Origin of the sequence: Mesorhizobium sp. M0136, from assembly GCF_040322515.1 — a bacterium.
Classification (GTDB): Bacteria; Pseudomonadota; Alphaproteobacteria; order Rhizobiales; family Rhizobiaceae; genus Mesorhizobium.
The window spans coordinates 1-14,720 of the sequence record NZ_JAMYTP010000041.1; the positions used below are offsets into that span (position 1 = coordinate 1).

A 14,720-nucleotide genomic window follows, 5' to 3' on the forward strand; every position below is an offset into this window, starting at 1 on the left:
CTGTCCTGCCGGCATCGCGGTTCTCAAGTGCTCAAAGCCCGCAGGCAGCCTGCTGCACAGGCTGCAGCCGGTAGACCTTGTCGTCGGACATTGTGTCGCCTGCCGCCGCTTTCGAGCACAGATCGACGATCGGCAGGCCGCTGTTCGGGTTGGCCAGCATCATCGTGCCGTTGGCGCCGCGGCGAAGGAAGACCTCCTTTTGCGCGATGTCGCAGGAGGCAACACCCGTCTTCGCGCTCGCCGCGCAGCGCCACTGGTCGCCCTCGCCCTGGCAGTTGTAGACCTGCGTGACCTTGGCCGATTTCTGCCGCGTGGTAACCGAAACGGCGATGTCGGCGCCGCTTGGCCAATTGGCCGGATCGCCCTCCTTGGCGAAAGACGCCAGCTCGACCGGTCCGCGGAAAACCCTGATCGACTGGGTCAGCTGATCGGGATGCGAGCCGAGATGCGCGGCGTCGTAGTCGCGTCCGTAGCAGAAGGCCTGGTCCGGCTTCAGTCGCTCGCGCAATGGCGGGCCAAGGGCCGGGTCGATCGGGTCGATGCGCGCGAACTCCGCCTTGCAGGTGGCGGCTGGCATCGGGTCGAGCCTGAAGCCGTTATCGTCCTTGCCCAGCGCCTGCCTTTCGTACTCCGCCTTGCCGAGCTCGTCTTCCGAGCCGGCGTCGAGATAGAGGTCGGGCTGCACGTCCGAGACAATCAGCCGGCCTTTGTCGTCGACCTTCAGCGAAGCCATGGTGCGATCGCAGTCCATGCCGCAGCGGATCGGGCCGGTCTTGCCGTCCTCCGACTCGTGGCTGCACCAGCCGCCGAGCCATTCAGGCGCCTCGGCGCCGCGCACCGTCGTCGCCATGAAGCCATTGTAGGAGGAATCGATGCCGGTGCTTGGCTCCTCGTTCGGCCGGCTGACCGGATCGCGGCCGTAATAGAAGAAGATGCGCGTCACCTTCTGCTGCGGATGCGACTTGAGATGCGCGGCGTCGTAGACGCGGCCGAAACAGGCGTCCTTGCCGTCGGGGCTGAGCTCGGTGAGTTTGAGCGTGTCATCGGCGAAAGCAGAGCCGGCGACGGCGGCAAGCAAGGCAACCCCGAGCCCGGCGCCCATCATGGTCCCCATTATGGTCCTCGACGTCATGCTACCCCTCCATTGCCCCGACAAGACGTGGCGTCAATTTATGCTAGGATCGCGGCCGAGGCCACGCAATTTGCGCCGGCCGGCCAAATGGGAGATGAAGCCATGCGACGCCGCGATATTTTCCGCGTCGGTCTTGCCGGAGTTGCCGGGCTTTTCGGGCTGCGCCCGATCAAGGCGGCAGCCATTGAAGTCAAGGCCGTCGAAGAGGAAAGGCAAAAGGTCGCCTATCACCTCAGCGACCTCGACAAGGTCAATTTCGTGCTCGGCAACATCAAGAACCACTTCGAAGGCACCGACGGCAATGCCGACATCGCGCTTGTCGTGCACGGCCCAGCACTTGCCGCCTTCAAGTCGAAGGGCATATCCGCCGCCATTTCCGGGCGGTTCGCCGGGCTTGTCCAGGACGGACTCAGCCCGCACGCTTGCGCCAACACCATGCACGGCATGGATATCGGCCTGGCCGACCTGCTCGACGGCTTCCATGCAGCCGACAGGGGCGGCGTCGTCAAGCTCGCCGAATTGCAACGCCAGGGCTACGCCTATCTCAGGCCATAGGGCAATTCCAGGAAAAGTGTGAAAACGGTTTTCCGTCCGGAATTGCGTCAAGACAAAGAGGGAGCGGTCGTGAAACAGTGAACCGCTCTAAACTTTTACGGACTTGAATGCGAGGACTGCGAGGGCCTACGAAGAGCAGGCAGAGTCCCCCGGAGGAATAGACGTGCCAGCCACCACCACCCTTGTCAGCCCCTCTCTGGTCATCCCCGACCTTGCCGGAAAGGCGGTGCTGGTCACCGGCGCCTCGACCGGCATCGGCGCGGCGCTTGCACTTGCCTACGCCGCGCAGAAATGCCGCGTCGCGCTGCACTACAATTCGAGCCGTACGGCTGCCGAAAACCTGGCCGCGACCATTCGCAACGGCGCAGGCGACGTGTTCCTCGCCCAGGGCGATTTCTCGATCCCTGCCGATGTCGAGCGCGTTGTCGAGGACAGTGCGCAACATTTCGGCCGGCTCGACGGCCTCGTCAACAATGCCGGCGGCATGCTCGGCCGCGTGCCCTATGCCGAGCAGACCGAGGCGCATTACGACGCGGTGATGGACCTCAACGCGCGCTCCGTGCTGACAGCTTCGCGCAAGGCGATCCCATGGCTGAAGCGGCAGGGCGGCTTCATCGTCAACACCTCCTCGATCGCCGCACGCAACGGCGCCGGTGGCGGCGCCGGCCTTTACGGCTCGGCCAAGGCCTTCGTCTCCAACGTCACGCGCGGCATGGCCAAGGAGCTGATCGGCTTCAACATCCGCGTCAACGCAGTGGCGCCCGGCACTATCGCCACCCCTTTCCACGAACGCTACTCGACCGACGACCAGATGAAAGGCATGATCGCCACCATCCCGCAGGGCCGCGCCGGCACGGCCGAGGACTGCGTCGGCGCCTATCTGTTCCTCTCCTCCGATCTGTTGAGCGGCTACATCACCGGCCAGGTGATCGAGGTCAATGGCGGGCAGTTGATGCCGTAGACGGCGAACTGCATACTCCTGGTTGCGTCATCTCAACGGAGCAAAGCGAATGTACGGACTGATCGGCAAGATGCGGGCGATGCGCGGCCAGCGTGACGCAATGATGGATATCCTGCTCGCCAGCACCGGCGCCATGCCCGGCTGCCTGAACTACATCATTGCCACCGACCCGGCCGATGCCGACGCGATCTGGGTGACCGAAGTGTGGACCGACGCCGAAAGCCACAAAGCTTCGCTGCAGCTGCCCGAAGTCCAGGCGGCAATCGCCAAGGCACGGCCGATCATCGCCGGGTTCGAGTTCCAGGTGGAGACGCATCCTGTTGGCGGGTTCGGCTTGCCGGTGAAGGCGGAATAGAGGGAGAGGCCGGCGGGACAGCGCCCCCCTCTGGCCTGCCGGCCATCTCCCCCTCAAGTGGGGAGATTGTCCGTCATCTCGGCTTTCGCCAATCGCCAAACGCCACAGGAATGAGCGGGGCCCTGGAACAGCCGATCTCCCCCCTCGTGGGGGAGATGTCCGGCAGGACAGAGGGGGGCGCGAAGGATCGCCACAGAAGCCCTAGTGCAGTCGTCACCCAAGGCCAACCCCGCAAAAAGGGTTCGCATTTTTTCGCGGCCGGTCTAAGAGCCCATCTATGGATTCTTCCCCGAACCCGCCGGCCATCGAGCACCTGGCGCGGATCCACAAGGCCTGGCAGTGGCCGGTCCTGGTGGTGGTCTCGGTGCTGTTTGCCGGCGCGCTGGAACTCGCCGCCCTGCCGGCCGCGCTCTTGATCGGACCGATGCTGGCGGCCATCGTCGCCGGCACCAACGGCGCCACGGTGCGCGTGCCGCGGGTTCTGTTCGGCTCAGCCCAGGCGATCGTCGGCTGCCTGGTCGCCAGTTCCATCTCGGCCGATATCTTTCCCGTCTTCTACAAGGAATGGCCGCTGTTCCTTGGCGTCGTGATGGCGACGGTCGCGGCATCCAGCCTGCTCGGCTGGCTGATCAGCCGCTGGCGCATCCTGCCCGGCACCACCGCGGTCTGGGGCTCGTCGCCGGGCGCCGCCACCGCCATGGTGCTGATGGCCGGTGCCTTCGGCGCCGACCAGCGCCTCGTCGCCTTCATGCTTTATCTGCGCGTCATCTGCGTCTCGATGACGGCAGCCCTGGTGGCCAAGCTCTGGGTCGACACCTCGGGCATCGAGGTGCCGGCCATCGTCTGGTTCCCACCGGTCGACCCGCAAGGCTTAGCCGCGACTTTCGGCGTGGCGCTGGTTGGCGGCCTCGCCGGCAAGATTTTCCGGCTGCCGTCGCCGTTCTTCCTCGGCACCTTCATTTTCGGCACTGTGATCCATCTTGGGCTCGGCGTGACCATGCAGTTGCCGCCCTGGCTGCTTGCCTTGAGCTATACGACGATCGGCTGGAGCATCGGCCTGAATTTCACCAGGGCCATTTTGCGCCACGCGGCCCGCGCGCTGCCGCAGATCGTCGGCTCGATCATTGCCCTGATCGGCTTTTGCGGCGGCCTCGCCTTCCTGATCAGCCGCCTGCTCGGCATCGATCCGCTGACCGCCTATCTGGCAACCAGCCCGGGCGGCATGGACAGCGTCGCCATCATCGCCGCCGCCGCGCAGCATGTCGACATCTCCTTCGTCATGGCGCTGCAATCGGCACGCTTCCTGATCGTGCTTCTGGTCGGCCCAAGCGTGGCGCGGCTGGTGGCGAGAAGCCTGCGGGAGTAAAGACCAGCTGGGCTGCGTCAGCTGATCACCAGGCTCGATATACGCTCGCCATCCAGCGTGAAGACCATATCGCCCTCGCCGTTGAAACCGTTGCCTTCGACGGCGATGCGAACCCGGCAGGTGCCGTCCGCTGCTGCGATGCCGAGGATGCTGAACCTGGACTGCACGCCGATATTGTCCGACTGGTTCCAGCGCGCAATCTGCTCGCGGCCCCGGAACGACCGGCCCCAGTCGCTCAGAAAGGCATCCGGCGTGAAACTGTCCAGGAAGGCTTCGGTGTCGCTGGCATTGGTGGCTTCGACAAAGCGGCGGATGGGATCGGGCGTGTCCATGTCTTTCCTCCTGGACCGGATTCCGGTGCTCTGGAAGGAGCGGCCGGATGGGACGATAGGGTAGTCCTCGAAGCATGACGCCGAAAATAAAAAACCCGCCTCGGGAGGCGGGTCGTTGGAGCCAATTAGCACCATACCCAGATTAGTAGCATAGCTGCCGGCACAAAGCAAGAACAAAATGTGGCTACCCCGGACAATCGCGACAGGTTTGCGCCGCCCTGCGTGAAGGGCAGCGCCGGCATCGGTCATCCGCTTGATTGATTTCTCTGGCATCGAGAAGCCCCAAGCCGACGGCGCGTGCTCCCACTTGCCTCGCTTTGCCCGCTCCTGTATGAAAACCGCCATGAGCCCGCGCGCCACCTCTTTTGCGTCCCGTCCGACCGGCATTGCCGGCCAGACCGTTCGCGCGCTTGCCTCCACCCTGCTGCCTCTCGGCCTTATCGGCGATCGCCGGGTTCGCTGAAGGAGCGCCCGGCGGTCGAATTCGCCGCGCACGCGCACGCTCCTTGGCCAGTCTGCAAATTGGCACGTCACATCAAGCGAACGAAATTCTGGTAAAGGCGCCGCTCGCCACCAATCCGCCTGAAGCTGGATCCGTGAGCCGCCGGGAGAAAAGATGATGAACGCACGAGAAGATATCCGTCTGAATGTAGAGGAAACCACCAAGCCCGCGAGGGGCATGCCGGACGCTGCCCGCAAATACCAACCCTATCCGACCGTCGGCCTTGCCGATCGCACCTGGCCTTCGAAAGTGATCGACAAGGCGCCGATCTGGTGCTCGGTCGACCTGCGCGACGGCAACCAGGCGCTGATCGATCCGATGGGCCAGGAACGCAAGGCGCGCATGTTCGCCCTGCTGCTCGACATGGGCTTCAAGGAGATCGAGATCGGCTTCCCGTCGGCCTCGCAGACCGACTTCGATTTCGCCCGCTGGTGCATCGAACAAGGCAACGTGCCCGCCGACGTCTCGCTGCAGGTGCTGGTACAGTGCCGGCCGGAACTGATCACCCGCACTTTCGAGGCGCTGAAGGGCGCCACCAACCCGATCGTCCATTTCTATAACTCGACCAGCGAGCTGCAGCGCCGCGTCGTCTTCGAGAAGGACGTCGCCGGCATCAAGCGGATCGCCACCGATGCGGCCAAGATGATCACCGACATGGCGGCGAAGGCCGGCGGCGGCTACCGTTTCGAATACTCGCCGGAGAGCTTTACCGGCACCGAGCTCGAAGTGGCGCTGGAGATCTGCAACGCGGTCACCGAGATCGTCAGGCCGACGGCGGAAAACAAGCTGATCATCAACCTGCCCTCCACGGTCGAGATGTCGACGCCCAACATCTATGCCGACCGCATCGAATGGATGTGCCGCAATCTCGACAATCGCGAGAACCTGTTGATCTCGCTGCACCCGCACAATGACCGCGGCACCGGCATCGCCACCACCGAACTCGGCCTGATGGCGGGCGCCGACCGCGTCGAAGGCACGCTGTTCGGTAACGGCGAGCGCACCGGCAATGTCGACATCGTCACGCTGGCGCTCAACATGTACACGCAAGGCGTCGATCCCAAGCTCGACTGCTCCGACATCAACCGCATGAAGGACGTCTACGAATACTCCAACCAGCTGAAGATCCCCGAGCGCCATCCCTATGTCGGCGAGCTCGTCTACACCGCTTTTTCCGGTTCGCACCAGGACGCCATCAACAAGGGCATGAAGGCGCTGCGCAAGGCCAACACGCCGCACTGGGAGGTGCCCTACCTGCCGATCGACCCGGCCGATGTCGGCCGCAGCTATGAAGCCATCATCCGCATCAACTCGCAGTCCGGCAAGGGCGGCATCGCCTATGTGCTGCATGCGGATTACGGCCTCAACCTGCCGCGCAACCTGCAGATCGAGTTCAGCCAGGCCATCCAGGCGATCACCGACGCCGAAGGCAAGGAAGTGCCGGCCAGGCGCATCTACGAGCGCTTTCTCGACACCTATGTCGACCAGCCCGGCGCGCGGCTGAAGTTCCTCGACCACCACACCTACCCCGACACCGAGGTCAAGGGCCGGCGCGTGGTCGAGGCGGTGATCCTCGACAAAGGCAAGGAGGTGACCATATCAGGCACCGGCACCGGCCCGATCGACGGCTTCGTCGATGCGCTGTCGCGCCATGTCGGGGTGCCGATGTCGGTGCTGGATTATTCCGAGCATTCCATGCAGCGCGGCTCGAATGCCTCGGCCATTTCCTATGTCGAGATGGAATATCCGGGCGGCAAGCTGTTCGGCGCCGGCATCAACACCAACATCGTCGCCGCCTCGCTCGAAGCCGTGGTTTCGGCCGCCAACCGCATCGTCGGCCGAAAGCTCGGCTAGCCGAGACTGCCAGACTCGCGCCATCGGCCCACCGGACTTTTATCCGGTGGGTACGCTATCGCACCATAAGCACACGCTTGTAAGGCGCCGCCAGCGCTATATGATTGTACCTCAACCTGTGCCGAATTCGAAGGGATCGACACTTGCAGCATACCACGCCTGCCGCCCCCGCAGTGCGCGAAACGCTGGAGCGATTGCTTGCCAGCGAAACGTTCGGACGATCCGAGCGCGCGCGCAAGCTGCTCCGCTATCTCGTCGAGCGCGAGCAGGCAGGCGAAGCCGACCGGCTCAAGGGCTTCTCCATAGCGATGGACGTCTTCGGCAAGGACGGCGATTTCGATCCGTCGACCGATGCGGTGGTGCGGGTGCAGGCCGGCAGGCTGCGCGAGCTTCTGCAGCAGTATTTCGCCAATGAGGGCGTTGCCGAACCGGTCCGCATCGCCATTCCGCGCGGCGGCTATGTTCCATCCTACGAACTCAATGCCATTCGCTTGCCGGCGGAGGTGGAGGCAAAGAGCAAGCCGCAGCCGGCGACAGAGGAGGCGACAAACGCCCCGCCCGGATCGCCGGAAGATGCCCGCAACCGGACACATCCGGCTGCATTGCTGAGCGTTCCAGCCGTCGCCCCTGCTGCACCTTCGCTGCAGCGCCATTTGCAGTTCTTCTGGCTGGCGATCGCGCTGGTCATCCTCATGCTGGGTGTGCTGATCCTTCGTCAGGGCAGCGTGGTGTTGCTGACCGGCGGCGACACGGCGGTCGAGACCGCGGTGGCGACCGCCAGCATTGCAGCGCCTCCGGTTGAAAACCTTCCCCAGGTCTACATCGCCATCAAGGCCGACAGCGACGTGGCTCGCCGTGTCGCCGCATCGCTGCGCGCCGGCCTTAGCGGCTTCGACACCATCAATTTCATCGGCCGTGATGCCGACAGCCCGCCCGATCCAGTTACCGACGCCGCCAGCTTCGTATTCGATGTCCTGCCCGGGCCGCGCAGCGGCGACATCATGCTCGAGCTGCAAAGCGTGGCAACAGGCCGCGTGCTGCTGTCACGCAACCTGACCGCCGGCGACAGCGCGAACACCGCCATCGAGGACCAGATCTCCGGCATTTTGAGCTCGGCTCTTCCCGCCTCGGGCACGATCTACAACTACATCGAGCAGAGCGGCATCCAGACCGGGCTGACGGCGTGCCTGGTGCTCAACGGCAAATATTATCTCGACCAGAACGCCCAGACGCACGAAGCCGCCTACCGCTGCCTCGAAGATCTTGCCAACGGGAAGGCGAAGTCGTCGCTCGTCTATTCGGAGCTCGCGTCCTTGCATCTTGAAGCGGTCACCGACCACTATCCCTACCCCGCCGACGCGACGATCGAAAAAGCGATGACGTTTGCCCATCGCGCCATCCAGATGGGCCCGACCAGCCCCTACGCGCACCGCGCCCTTGGTTATCTCAACTCGCGCATGGGCGATTCCGCGGAATCGATCCGCTGGATGCGCAAGGCCTATGAGCTCAATCCGTATGATCTCGCAATGGCCGCCGCCTATGGCTACGGGCTGGTTTTCGCCGGCAGGTACAGCGAGGGCACCCCGATCATCGCTCACGCGGTGGACATCGCCAGCGCCCATCCGACATGGTGGGATTACGGGCTGTTCGCCGGAGAGTTCATGATGGGCGACATGAACAAGGCGACGCTCGCCGGCGACGGCTTGCGAACGACGGAAATGAAATCGCATTATCTGGCCGCGCGGCTGATCGGTGCCAAAGCTGCCGGCCGCGAGAAGCTGGCGAGCAGGCTGCTGCAGGAACTGACCACCAAATTCCCGAAATTCGCAGCCGATCCGCGCGCAACCTTCGTCGAGCGAAGATATCCCGCCGATCTGACCAACCGGCTGGTGGAGGCCCTGCGCGCCGCCGGGCTTGGCGGCGCCAGCTGACGTCTCCCGGCGCGTGCACGACGTCAGGTGATCGCGAAGATTTTACTGGCCATCCGGACGGCCAAAGCGCAATTCAGACACAATTTGAACCGGCCAATCTGATCCCACATAGGTCTGATCGCGCATAAGACTGATCTCCGCATAGGTCTGATCTCCCGCAAAGACTGATCCTCGCATAAGACCGCCCCCGGCATCTGATCCATAAAGTTTGCATGAGCCCATCTCTTTACGCTGCCGAACGGGGCACCGGCCCGACAACCATCGCCTTGCTGCATGGTTTCGGTGGCCGCCACGACGACTGGCGCGAGGTGGCCGCGTCCCTGGCACTCGGCGCGCGGACGTTGGCCTATGATCTGCCGGGGCATGGGCTGTCGCTCGATTTTCCGGGCAGCGGTCCGGCCAGGATTGCAGCCAGTGCCGTCCTTGCGGATTTTTCCGCTCGCGGGATTAAGCGGGCCCATCTCGTCGGCCACTCGATGGGCGGCGCCGTGGCCGCCCTGATGGCATTGAACGAGCCGGAAAAAATAGCCTCGCTGACGCTGTTGGCGCCGGGCGGTTTCGGTCCTGAGATCAATGGTCCGCTGCTGCGTCGCTACGCCGCCGCTGCCGGCACGGATGAAATCCGCGCCTGTCTTGCCGCCATGTCGGGACCACAAAGCCGACCTTCGCAGCATAGGGTCGAGCTCCTCAACGAGATGCGGCAGCGTCCCGGTCAGCTACGGACACTTGTCGAGCTCGCGGCCGCCATGACCAGAGATGATCGGCAAGGCGTCATCCCAAGCGAGCGGCTTGAAACGCTGAATATGCCAATCATGGTGGTCTGGGGAACCGACGACGCGATGCTGCCCGTCAGCCAGGCGGACGGCCTGCCGAAGCATTTTCATCTGCACCACGTGCTGGAAGCCGGCCATATGCTGGTCGAGGAAGCGCCCGGCCTGGTCGTCGAGGCTGTCCGTCGCAACATGCGGCGCCGCAGCAGGCGGCTTCGTCCAGAATTGGCTGCGGCGGCGAGCTGATCCGTCCTCGCGCGGGACGGCCGCGGCGCAGGTGCTCCTTCCACCGAACCCTTGCCGGCCCGTCGATCTGGCAAGTGCATTTTGCCGGCGGCTGTGTTAATTCGGTGTTAACCAAACCCGCGAGGCAACGCCGATGAAGGACGCAGGCGAGAACATCACCCAGATCGATCAGTCGCGAAAACTGTCCGATGCCATTCGCGACGTCAAGAACGCCTTCGCCGACCGCGACGATGTCGTCGTCGACATGCGCGAAGCGCATCGCATGCGGCTCGATCTGCTTGCCGCCGAACTCGCACCGGTCTTCGGCGACGTGCCCACCGACATGGACAGTTTCGACTTCGCCGTCTCGTCCGGCCTGCAGCCACGGCTGTGGATCGACGCCGTCAGCCATGTCGCCATGGGACGCGACCGCCGCACCTACCGCTTTCTCAAGGACACGCGCATCGGCCGCGTCGTCCTCGCCGAATCGGCCGACATGAAGGTCGTTGCCGACCAGGTGACGCGCTATGTCGCCGAGCGCGTTGTCGAGCGCCAGAGAATGATGGAAGGCGGCATCGAGCAAGCCGTCGCCGGCCTCAAACGCGCCCTGGTGGCGGAGGCCGAGCCGCCGCTGCAGATCGCTGCGCGCAGCAACGGCTGGTCGGCGTTCTTCTCGGGCCTCGGCCTGATCGCCGCCGGCGCCCTGGTCGGCCTGGCGATTTCGCTCGTACTGTTCTGGGATCGCATCGTCGCGATGAAAATCAGCTTCTGAAGCGGTTCAGCGTTTCACCGAAAATGCTGAACGGCTCTATCTCTTTGTTTTGATGCAATTCCGGACGGAAAACCGCTTCACACTTTTCCTGGAATTGCTCTAGCCATCGACGCCTCGGCCTCGACGCCAAGCTCCAGCGTCTGCAGGTCGCTGGGCGGCAATGCCGGCCCGGTCAGGCCGCGGCGCGTCAGCTTGATCCGCCAATTGTCCTTTTCACCGTCGATGTCGAGCAGATTGTATTGCGCCGGCGCATGCGAACTGCCGGGGGCCTGCCCGGCGGCGGCGACCCCGACCACCGGGATTTTTGTCTTGCGGGCGCCGATGAAGAACAGCGACGGCACATGCGAATGGCCATGCAGCACAAGCTCGGCGCCGTGCCGGTGAAGAACCCTGTGGAAGCGCGAGATGCCGAACAGCCGCTTGTTCTGCGAAACGGCGCCGCGCATCGGCGGGTGGTGGATCATGATCACCCGGAACAGGCCGCGCTTGCCTGTGGCGTCGAGCATGCCGCGCAGCCGTTCCGCCTGGCCTTCCAGAAAGAAGCCGTTGGCCATGAACGGAGCCGTGGCGCGCGCCGTGGAGACGCCGATCAGCGCAACATCGCCGCGTACGCGCAGATACGGAAAGGTGTTGCGGTCGACCGGCGTATTGATGCCGTCGCCGGTCATCCACGCCGCCCACGACCGGCAGGTCTTGTCGAAGGCGCCCGGCACATAGGCGTCATGGTTTCCCGGCACGACCGACACGTCGTTGGGCGAGCCAAGCGTCTCCAGCCAGTGCTTGGCCATCTCGAGCTCACCATCGAGCGCCAGATTGACCAGGTCGCCGGTGATGGCGAGATGGTCCGGCCCGCTGGCCTTCATGTCGGCGACGATCGTGTCGATGACGGCGTCGTGCATGTGGCGGCGGCGGTTGCGCTGCCAATTGACGTAGCCGACCACGCGCTTGGAGGCGAGATCGCGATAGGTTAAATCGGGGAGCGGCCCCAGATGGACATCGGAAATATGCGCGAGCCTGAACATCTTTTCTTCATAGGCGAGGCGCGCGCCGCTTTCCACTCACGGTTTCGCGGACGATGACGACGCCGGATCCGGAGCAAGCCCTGCGCCAGACCGGATGGCCGGGCCTCAGGGCAAGGCTGTTTCACCTGTACTTCGTACTGCGGCGGCCGATGACGCTCGGCGTGCGCGGCTTGATCCACGACCGAGCCTCCAATTCGGTCTTCCTCATCCGCCACACCTATGTTCCGGGCTGGCATCTTCCGGGCGGCGGCGTTGAGCCGGGCGAGACCATGATCGAGGCGCTGGCGCGCGAACTGTCCGAGGAAGGCAACATCGCGCTGACCGGACCGCCGGTGCTGAAATCGCTGCATTTCAACCGCCGCGCCAGCCGCCGCGATCATGTCGGCCTTTATCTGGTCGAGGAGTTCAACCAGAAAGCACCCAAACTGCCCGACCGCGAGATCGCTGAGGCCGGCTTCTTTTCGCTCGATCGTCTGCCGGAGGGCACGACACCGGCAACTTTGCGGCGCATCGCGGAGATTTTTGGAAACGCCGCGGCCTCGCCCCACTGGTGACTTCACAGCAGAGAATTTTCTTGCATTTGGAACTCAAGACTTTATTTTGCGTCGAATTCAGGGGAAACAAATGCCAGCTGACAAGATTGAAGCCGTAAATATTTGGCGTTATGTTGGAATTTATATTTCTGCAACAATAGTATTGTACGTTTCATGGGTATCCTTTGTGTACCTGCTTCCATCCGTGGAAAAGAGCACGGCAACGGCCGTGAATTTAGCTATAATATTCGCATCATCTTCTTTCTCCTACTCAGCATTCATAAAACGACATGGAAGAATATTTGAGCGAAGTGAGTATTGGAAAATAGTCATTCTTTCAACAGCTGCATCGTTGTTGTTTTCAATCGTTTGCCTACTGTTCTCGGTGCTGGTCGGCGTCGCGCCGACGAGCTTGGAAGATATCCCCGCCGGAGCCTGGATACTAGTTCTGGCAATACTTGCGCTTTTTGGATTTTGCCTCAACGCGATCGGCTTCAACAAGCGACTCGGCAAAATCTTTCTGAAGGCCAGTCGCGCCAGACGGGCCCAACTCGATGCGGAGCCTTTCCAGTAACCAGCTCGCGGTCGGTGGTTTCAAGCCGCCTTCCTGAACCTGTTTCGGTCATGCGGCGCGCCATAGTCGAGCTCTGGCCCGACCGGCACGATGCGCGTCGGGTTGATCGTCTCGTGGCTGCCGTAATAATGCGACTTGATGTGGTGCAAATTCACCGTGCCGGCGACGCCCGGCACCTGGTAGAGGTCGCGCAAATAATTCGACAGGTTCGGATAGTCGGCGATGCGGCGCAGATTGCACTTGAAATGGCCGACATAGACCGGGTCGAAGCGGACCAGTGTCGTGAACAGCCGCCAGTCCGCCTCTGTGATGCGGCCGCCAACGAGATAGCGCTGCTTTGACAGGCGGTCCTCCAGCGTGTCGAGCGCCGAGAACAATTCGCCGAACGCCTCCTCGTAGGCTGTCTGCGTGGTGGCGAAGCCGGCACGGTAGACGCCATTGTTGACCGCGGGATAGACCAGCGCATTGACCGCATCGATCTCGCCGCGCAACGGTTGCGGATAGAAATCGAGCTTGGCATCGCCCCATTCGTCGAACGCCGAATTGAGCATGCGGATAATCTCGGAAGATTCGTTCGAAACGATGGTCTGCTCGCGTTTGTCCCACAGCACGGGAACGGTGACCCGGCCCGAATAGCCGGGATCGGCCCTGGTGTAGATCTGGTACAGGAAATCGAGGCCGTAGAGCGTGTCGCCGATGGCGCCGTCCGCCGCCAGGAACGTCCAGCCGTCGGCGCCCATGAAATGATGGACGACCGAGACGGAAATCACGTCCTCGAGTTTTTTGAGCACGCGAAAGATCAGCGTCCGATGCGCCCACGGACAGGCGAGCGAGACATAGAGGTGATAGCGGCCGGGCTCGGCCTTGAAGCCGCGTCTTCGCCCTTCAGCCGGGGTGCCGTCGCGGGTCACCCAGTCGCGCCACTGTGACTGCGCGCGCACGAATTTCCCGCCGCTCTCCCCGGTATCGTACCAGCGGTCCTGCCATTGGCCTTCGACTAGCAATCCCATGAAATATCCTTTCGCGTTCCTACCCGATGTAGGGCAGTAAGCGGCCCCGCGGAAATCCCCGACGCTGAACAGATCGTCAACGGCTGCGTCGTCGAGTGCGTGTCGGCTGCGCCGGCCAATTGCGGCGGCTGAAAATTGGTGCTAGCGGACATCCACATGTTTGACTTTGCCGTGATCCGGTTCGACCGACGACGAAAGAGCGCCCGCGCTTGATGAAGCGCTGACTGGCGAACGCTGCCGCTTGCAGCAAACCTTTCCTCGTATACCGGAACGCAAAGACCATGAGCCTTGCCGACGTGAAATACCTGCCGGAAACTCCGGCGCACGATCCTGAAATCGAAGCCATCAACAACGAGGCTTTCGGGCCGGGCCGTTTCGTGCTTGCCGCCTACAAGATCCGCCAAGCTGGCTCGCACGAACGCGCTTTGTCATTCGTGGCCGTCGACGGCGCAATCGTCGTCGCCTCGGTACGGATGACGCGTATCGCCGCCGGTGCCGGCCGCGCGCTGATGCTCGGGCCGCTCGCCGTGCGGCCGGCCTTCAAAAATCTCGGCATTGGCCGCAAGCTGGTGGCAATCGCGCTGGAAGCCGCCGCCAAGGCCGGCGCGCCTGCCGTGATGCTGGTCGGCGACGAACCCTATTACGGCCCGCTCGGCTTCAAGAGGCTGCCGCGCGGGCAGATCTCGATGCCGCGTCCGGTCGATCCCGATCGGCTTTTGGCGCACGAGATCATGCCGGGCGCGGTGGCAAGGCTGGTGGGCGAGGTTTGCCACGCCGACCAGGCAAGGATTGCCGAGCACATCGCCGCGATGGCGTGACCGTTCCG

Annotated in this window: 15 protein-coding genes; 11 read left to right on the forward strand and 4 right to left on the reverse strand. The window is 63.4% G+C overall.

The window, feature by feature from the left end:
• Positions 1 to 31: 31 nt before the first annotated feature.
• Complete coding sequence (locus NKJ35_RS29255) at positions 32 to 1,132, reverse strand: hypothetical protein (RefSeq protein WP_352651060.1); 1,101 nt, start codon at positions 1,130 to 1,132, stop codon at positions 32 to 34.
• A 102-nt stretch (positions 1,133 to 1,234) separates the two neighbouring features.
• On the opposite strand from NKJ35_RS29255, the gene NKJ35_RS29260 reads away from it, so the two are divergent.
• From NKJ35_RS29260 to NKJ35_RS29275, 4 genes are all read left to right on the forward strand, one after another.
• On the forward strand, positions 1,235 to 1,687 hold the full coding sequence (locus NKJ35_RS29260; RefSeq protein ID WP_352651062.1) for a DsrE family protein: 453 nt from the start codon (positions 1,235 to 1,237) through the stop codon (positions 1,685 to 1,687).
• A 163-nt stretch (positions 1,688 to 1,850) separates the two neighbouring features.
• The gene (locus NKJ35_RS29265) at positions 1,851 to 2,648 is read left to right on the forward strand and encodes an SDR family NAD(P)-dependent oxidoreductase (RefSeq protein WP_352651063.1); all 798 of its coding nucleotides are present in this window, start codon (positions 1,851 to 1,853) and stop codon (positions 2,646 to 2,648) included.
• A gap of 49 nt (positions 2,649 to 2,697) precedes the next feature.
• Positions 2,698 to 3,003: a putative quinol monooxygenase gene (locus NKJ35_RS29270; RefSeq protein WP_352508987.1), complete on the forward strand. Its 306-nt coding sequence runs from the start codon at positions 2,698 to 2,700 to the stop codon at positions 3,001 to 3,003.
• 277 nt (positions 3,004 to 3,280) lie between these two features.
• The gene (locus NKJ35_RS29275; RefSeq protein ID WP_352651064.1) at positions 3,281 to 4,369 is read left to right on the forward strand and encodes an AbrB family transcriptional regulator; all 1,089 of its coding nucleotides are present in this window, start codon (positions 3,281 to 3,283) and stop codon (positions 4,367 to 4,369) included.
• Between the two features lie 17 nt (positions 4,370 to 4,386).
• On the opposite strand, the gene NKJ35_RS29280 is transcribed toward NKJ35_RS29275, so the two are convergent.
• Positions 4,387 to 4,701, reverse strand: coding sequence for a nuclear transport factor 2 family protein (locus NKJ35_RS29280; RefSeq protein WP_352651066.1), 315 nt, complete (start codon positions 4,699 to 4,701; stop codon positions 4,387 to 4,389).
• Positions 4,702 to 5,320: 619 nt separating this feature from the next.
• Here NKJ35_RS29280 and leuA point away from each other — a divergent pair.
• From leuA to NKJ35_RS29300, 4 genes are all read left to right on the forward strand, one after another.
• A complete protein-coding gene (leuA, locus tag NKJ35_RS29285; RefSeq protein ID WP_352651092.1) occupies positions 5,321 to 7,057 on the forward strand; it encodes a 2-isopropylmalate synthase in 1,737 nt (578 codons plus the stop codon).
• Positions 7,058 to 7,200: 143 nt separating this feature from the next.
• A complete protein-coding gene (locus tag NKJ35_RS29290; protein ID WP_352651068.1) occupies positions 7,201 to 8,988 on the forward strand; it encodes a tetratricopeptide repeat protein in 1,788 nt (595 codons plus the stop codon).
• Positions 8,989 to 9,200: 212 nt separating this feature from the next.
• A complete protein-coding gene (locus tag NKJ35_RS29295) occupies positions 9,201 to 10,004 on the forward strand; it encodes an alpha/beta fold hydrolase (RefSeq protein ID WP_352651070.1) in 804 nt (267 codons plus the stop codon).
• A gap of 133 nt (positions 10,005 to 10,137) precedes the next feature.
• Positions 10,138 to 10,755, forward strand: a complete 618-nt coding sequence (locus tag NKJ35_RS29300; RefSeq protein WP_352651072.1) for a hypothetical protein — start codon at positions 10,138 to 10,140, stop codon at positions 10,753 to 10,755.
• A 77-nt stretch (positions 10,756 to 10,832) separates the two neighbouring features.
• Here NKJ35_RS29300 and NKJ35_RS29305 read toward each other — a convergent pair whose 3' ends face one another.
• Positions 10,833 to 11,777: a metallophosphoesterase family protein gene (locus tag NKJ35_RS29305; protein WP_352651094.1), complete on the reverse strand. Its 945-nt coding sequence runs from the start codon at positions 11,775 to 11,777 to the stop codon at positions 10,833 to 10,835.
• A gap of 53 nt (positions 11,778 to 11,830) precedes the next feature.
• Here NKJ35_RS29305 and NKJ35_RS29310 point away from each other — a divergent pair, with 53 nt between their 5' ends.
• Entirely contained in the window at positions 11,831 to 12,331 is a 501-nt protein-coding gene (locus NKJ35_RS29310; protein ID WP_352651074.1) for an NUDIX domain-containing protein, read from the forward strand.
• Positions 12,332 to 12,401: 70 nt separating this feature from the next.
• Positions 12,402 to 12,884 (forward strand): ABZJ_00895 family protein, encoded by a 483-nt coding sequence (locus NKJ35_RS29315; RefSeq protein WP_352651075.1) that lies wholly within the window; start codon positions 12,402 to 12,404, stop codon positions 12,882 to 12,884.
• A gap of 20 nt (positions 12,885 to 12,904) precedes the next feature.
• Here NKJ35_RS29315 and NKJ35_RS29320 read toward each other — a convergent pair whose 3' ends face one another.
• Positions 12,905 to 13,894 (reverse strand): glutathione S-transferase family protein, encoded by a 990-nt coding sequence (locus NKJ35_RS29320; RefSeq protein ID WP_352651076.1) that lies wholly within the window; start codon positions 13,892 to 13,894, stop codon positions 12,905 to 12,907.
• A 281-nt stretch (positions 13,895 to 14,175) separates the two neighbouring features.
• Here NKJ35_RS29320 and NKJ35_RS29325 point away from each other — a divergent pair, with 281 nt between their 5' ends.
• The gene (locus tag NKJ35_RS29325) at positions 14,176 to 14,712 is read left to right on the forward strand and encodes a GNAT family N-acetyltransferase (protein WP_254819127.1); all 537 of its coding nucleotides are present in this window, start codon (positions 14,176 to 14,178) and stop codon (positions 14,710 to 14,712) included.
• Positions 14,713 to 14,720 lie beyond the last annotated feature (8 nt).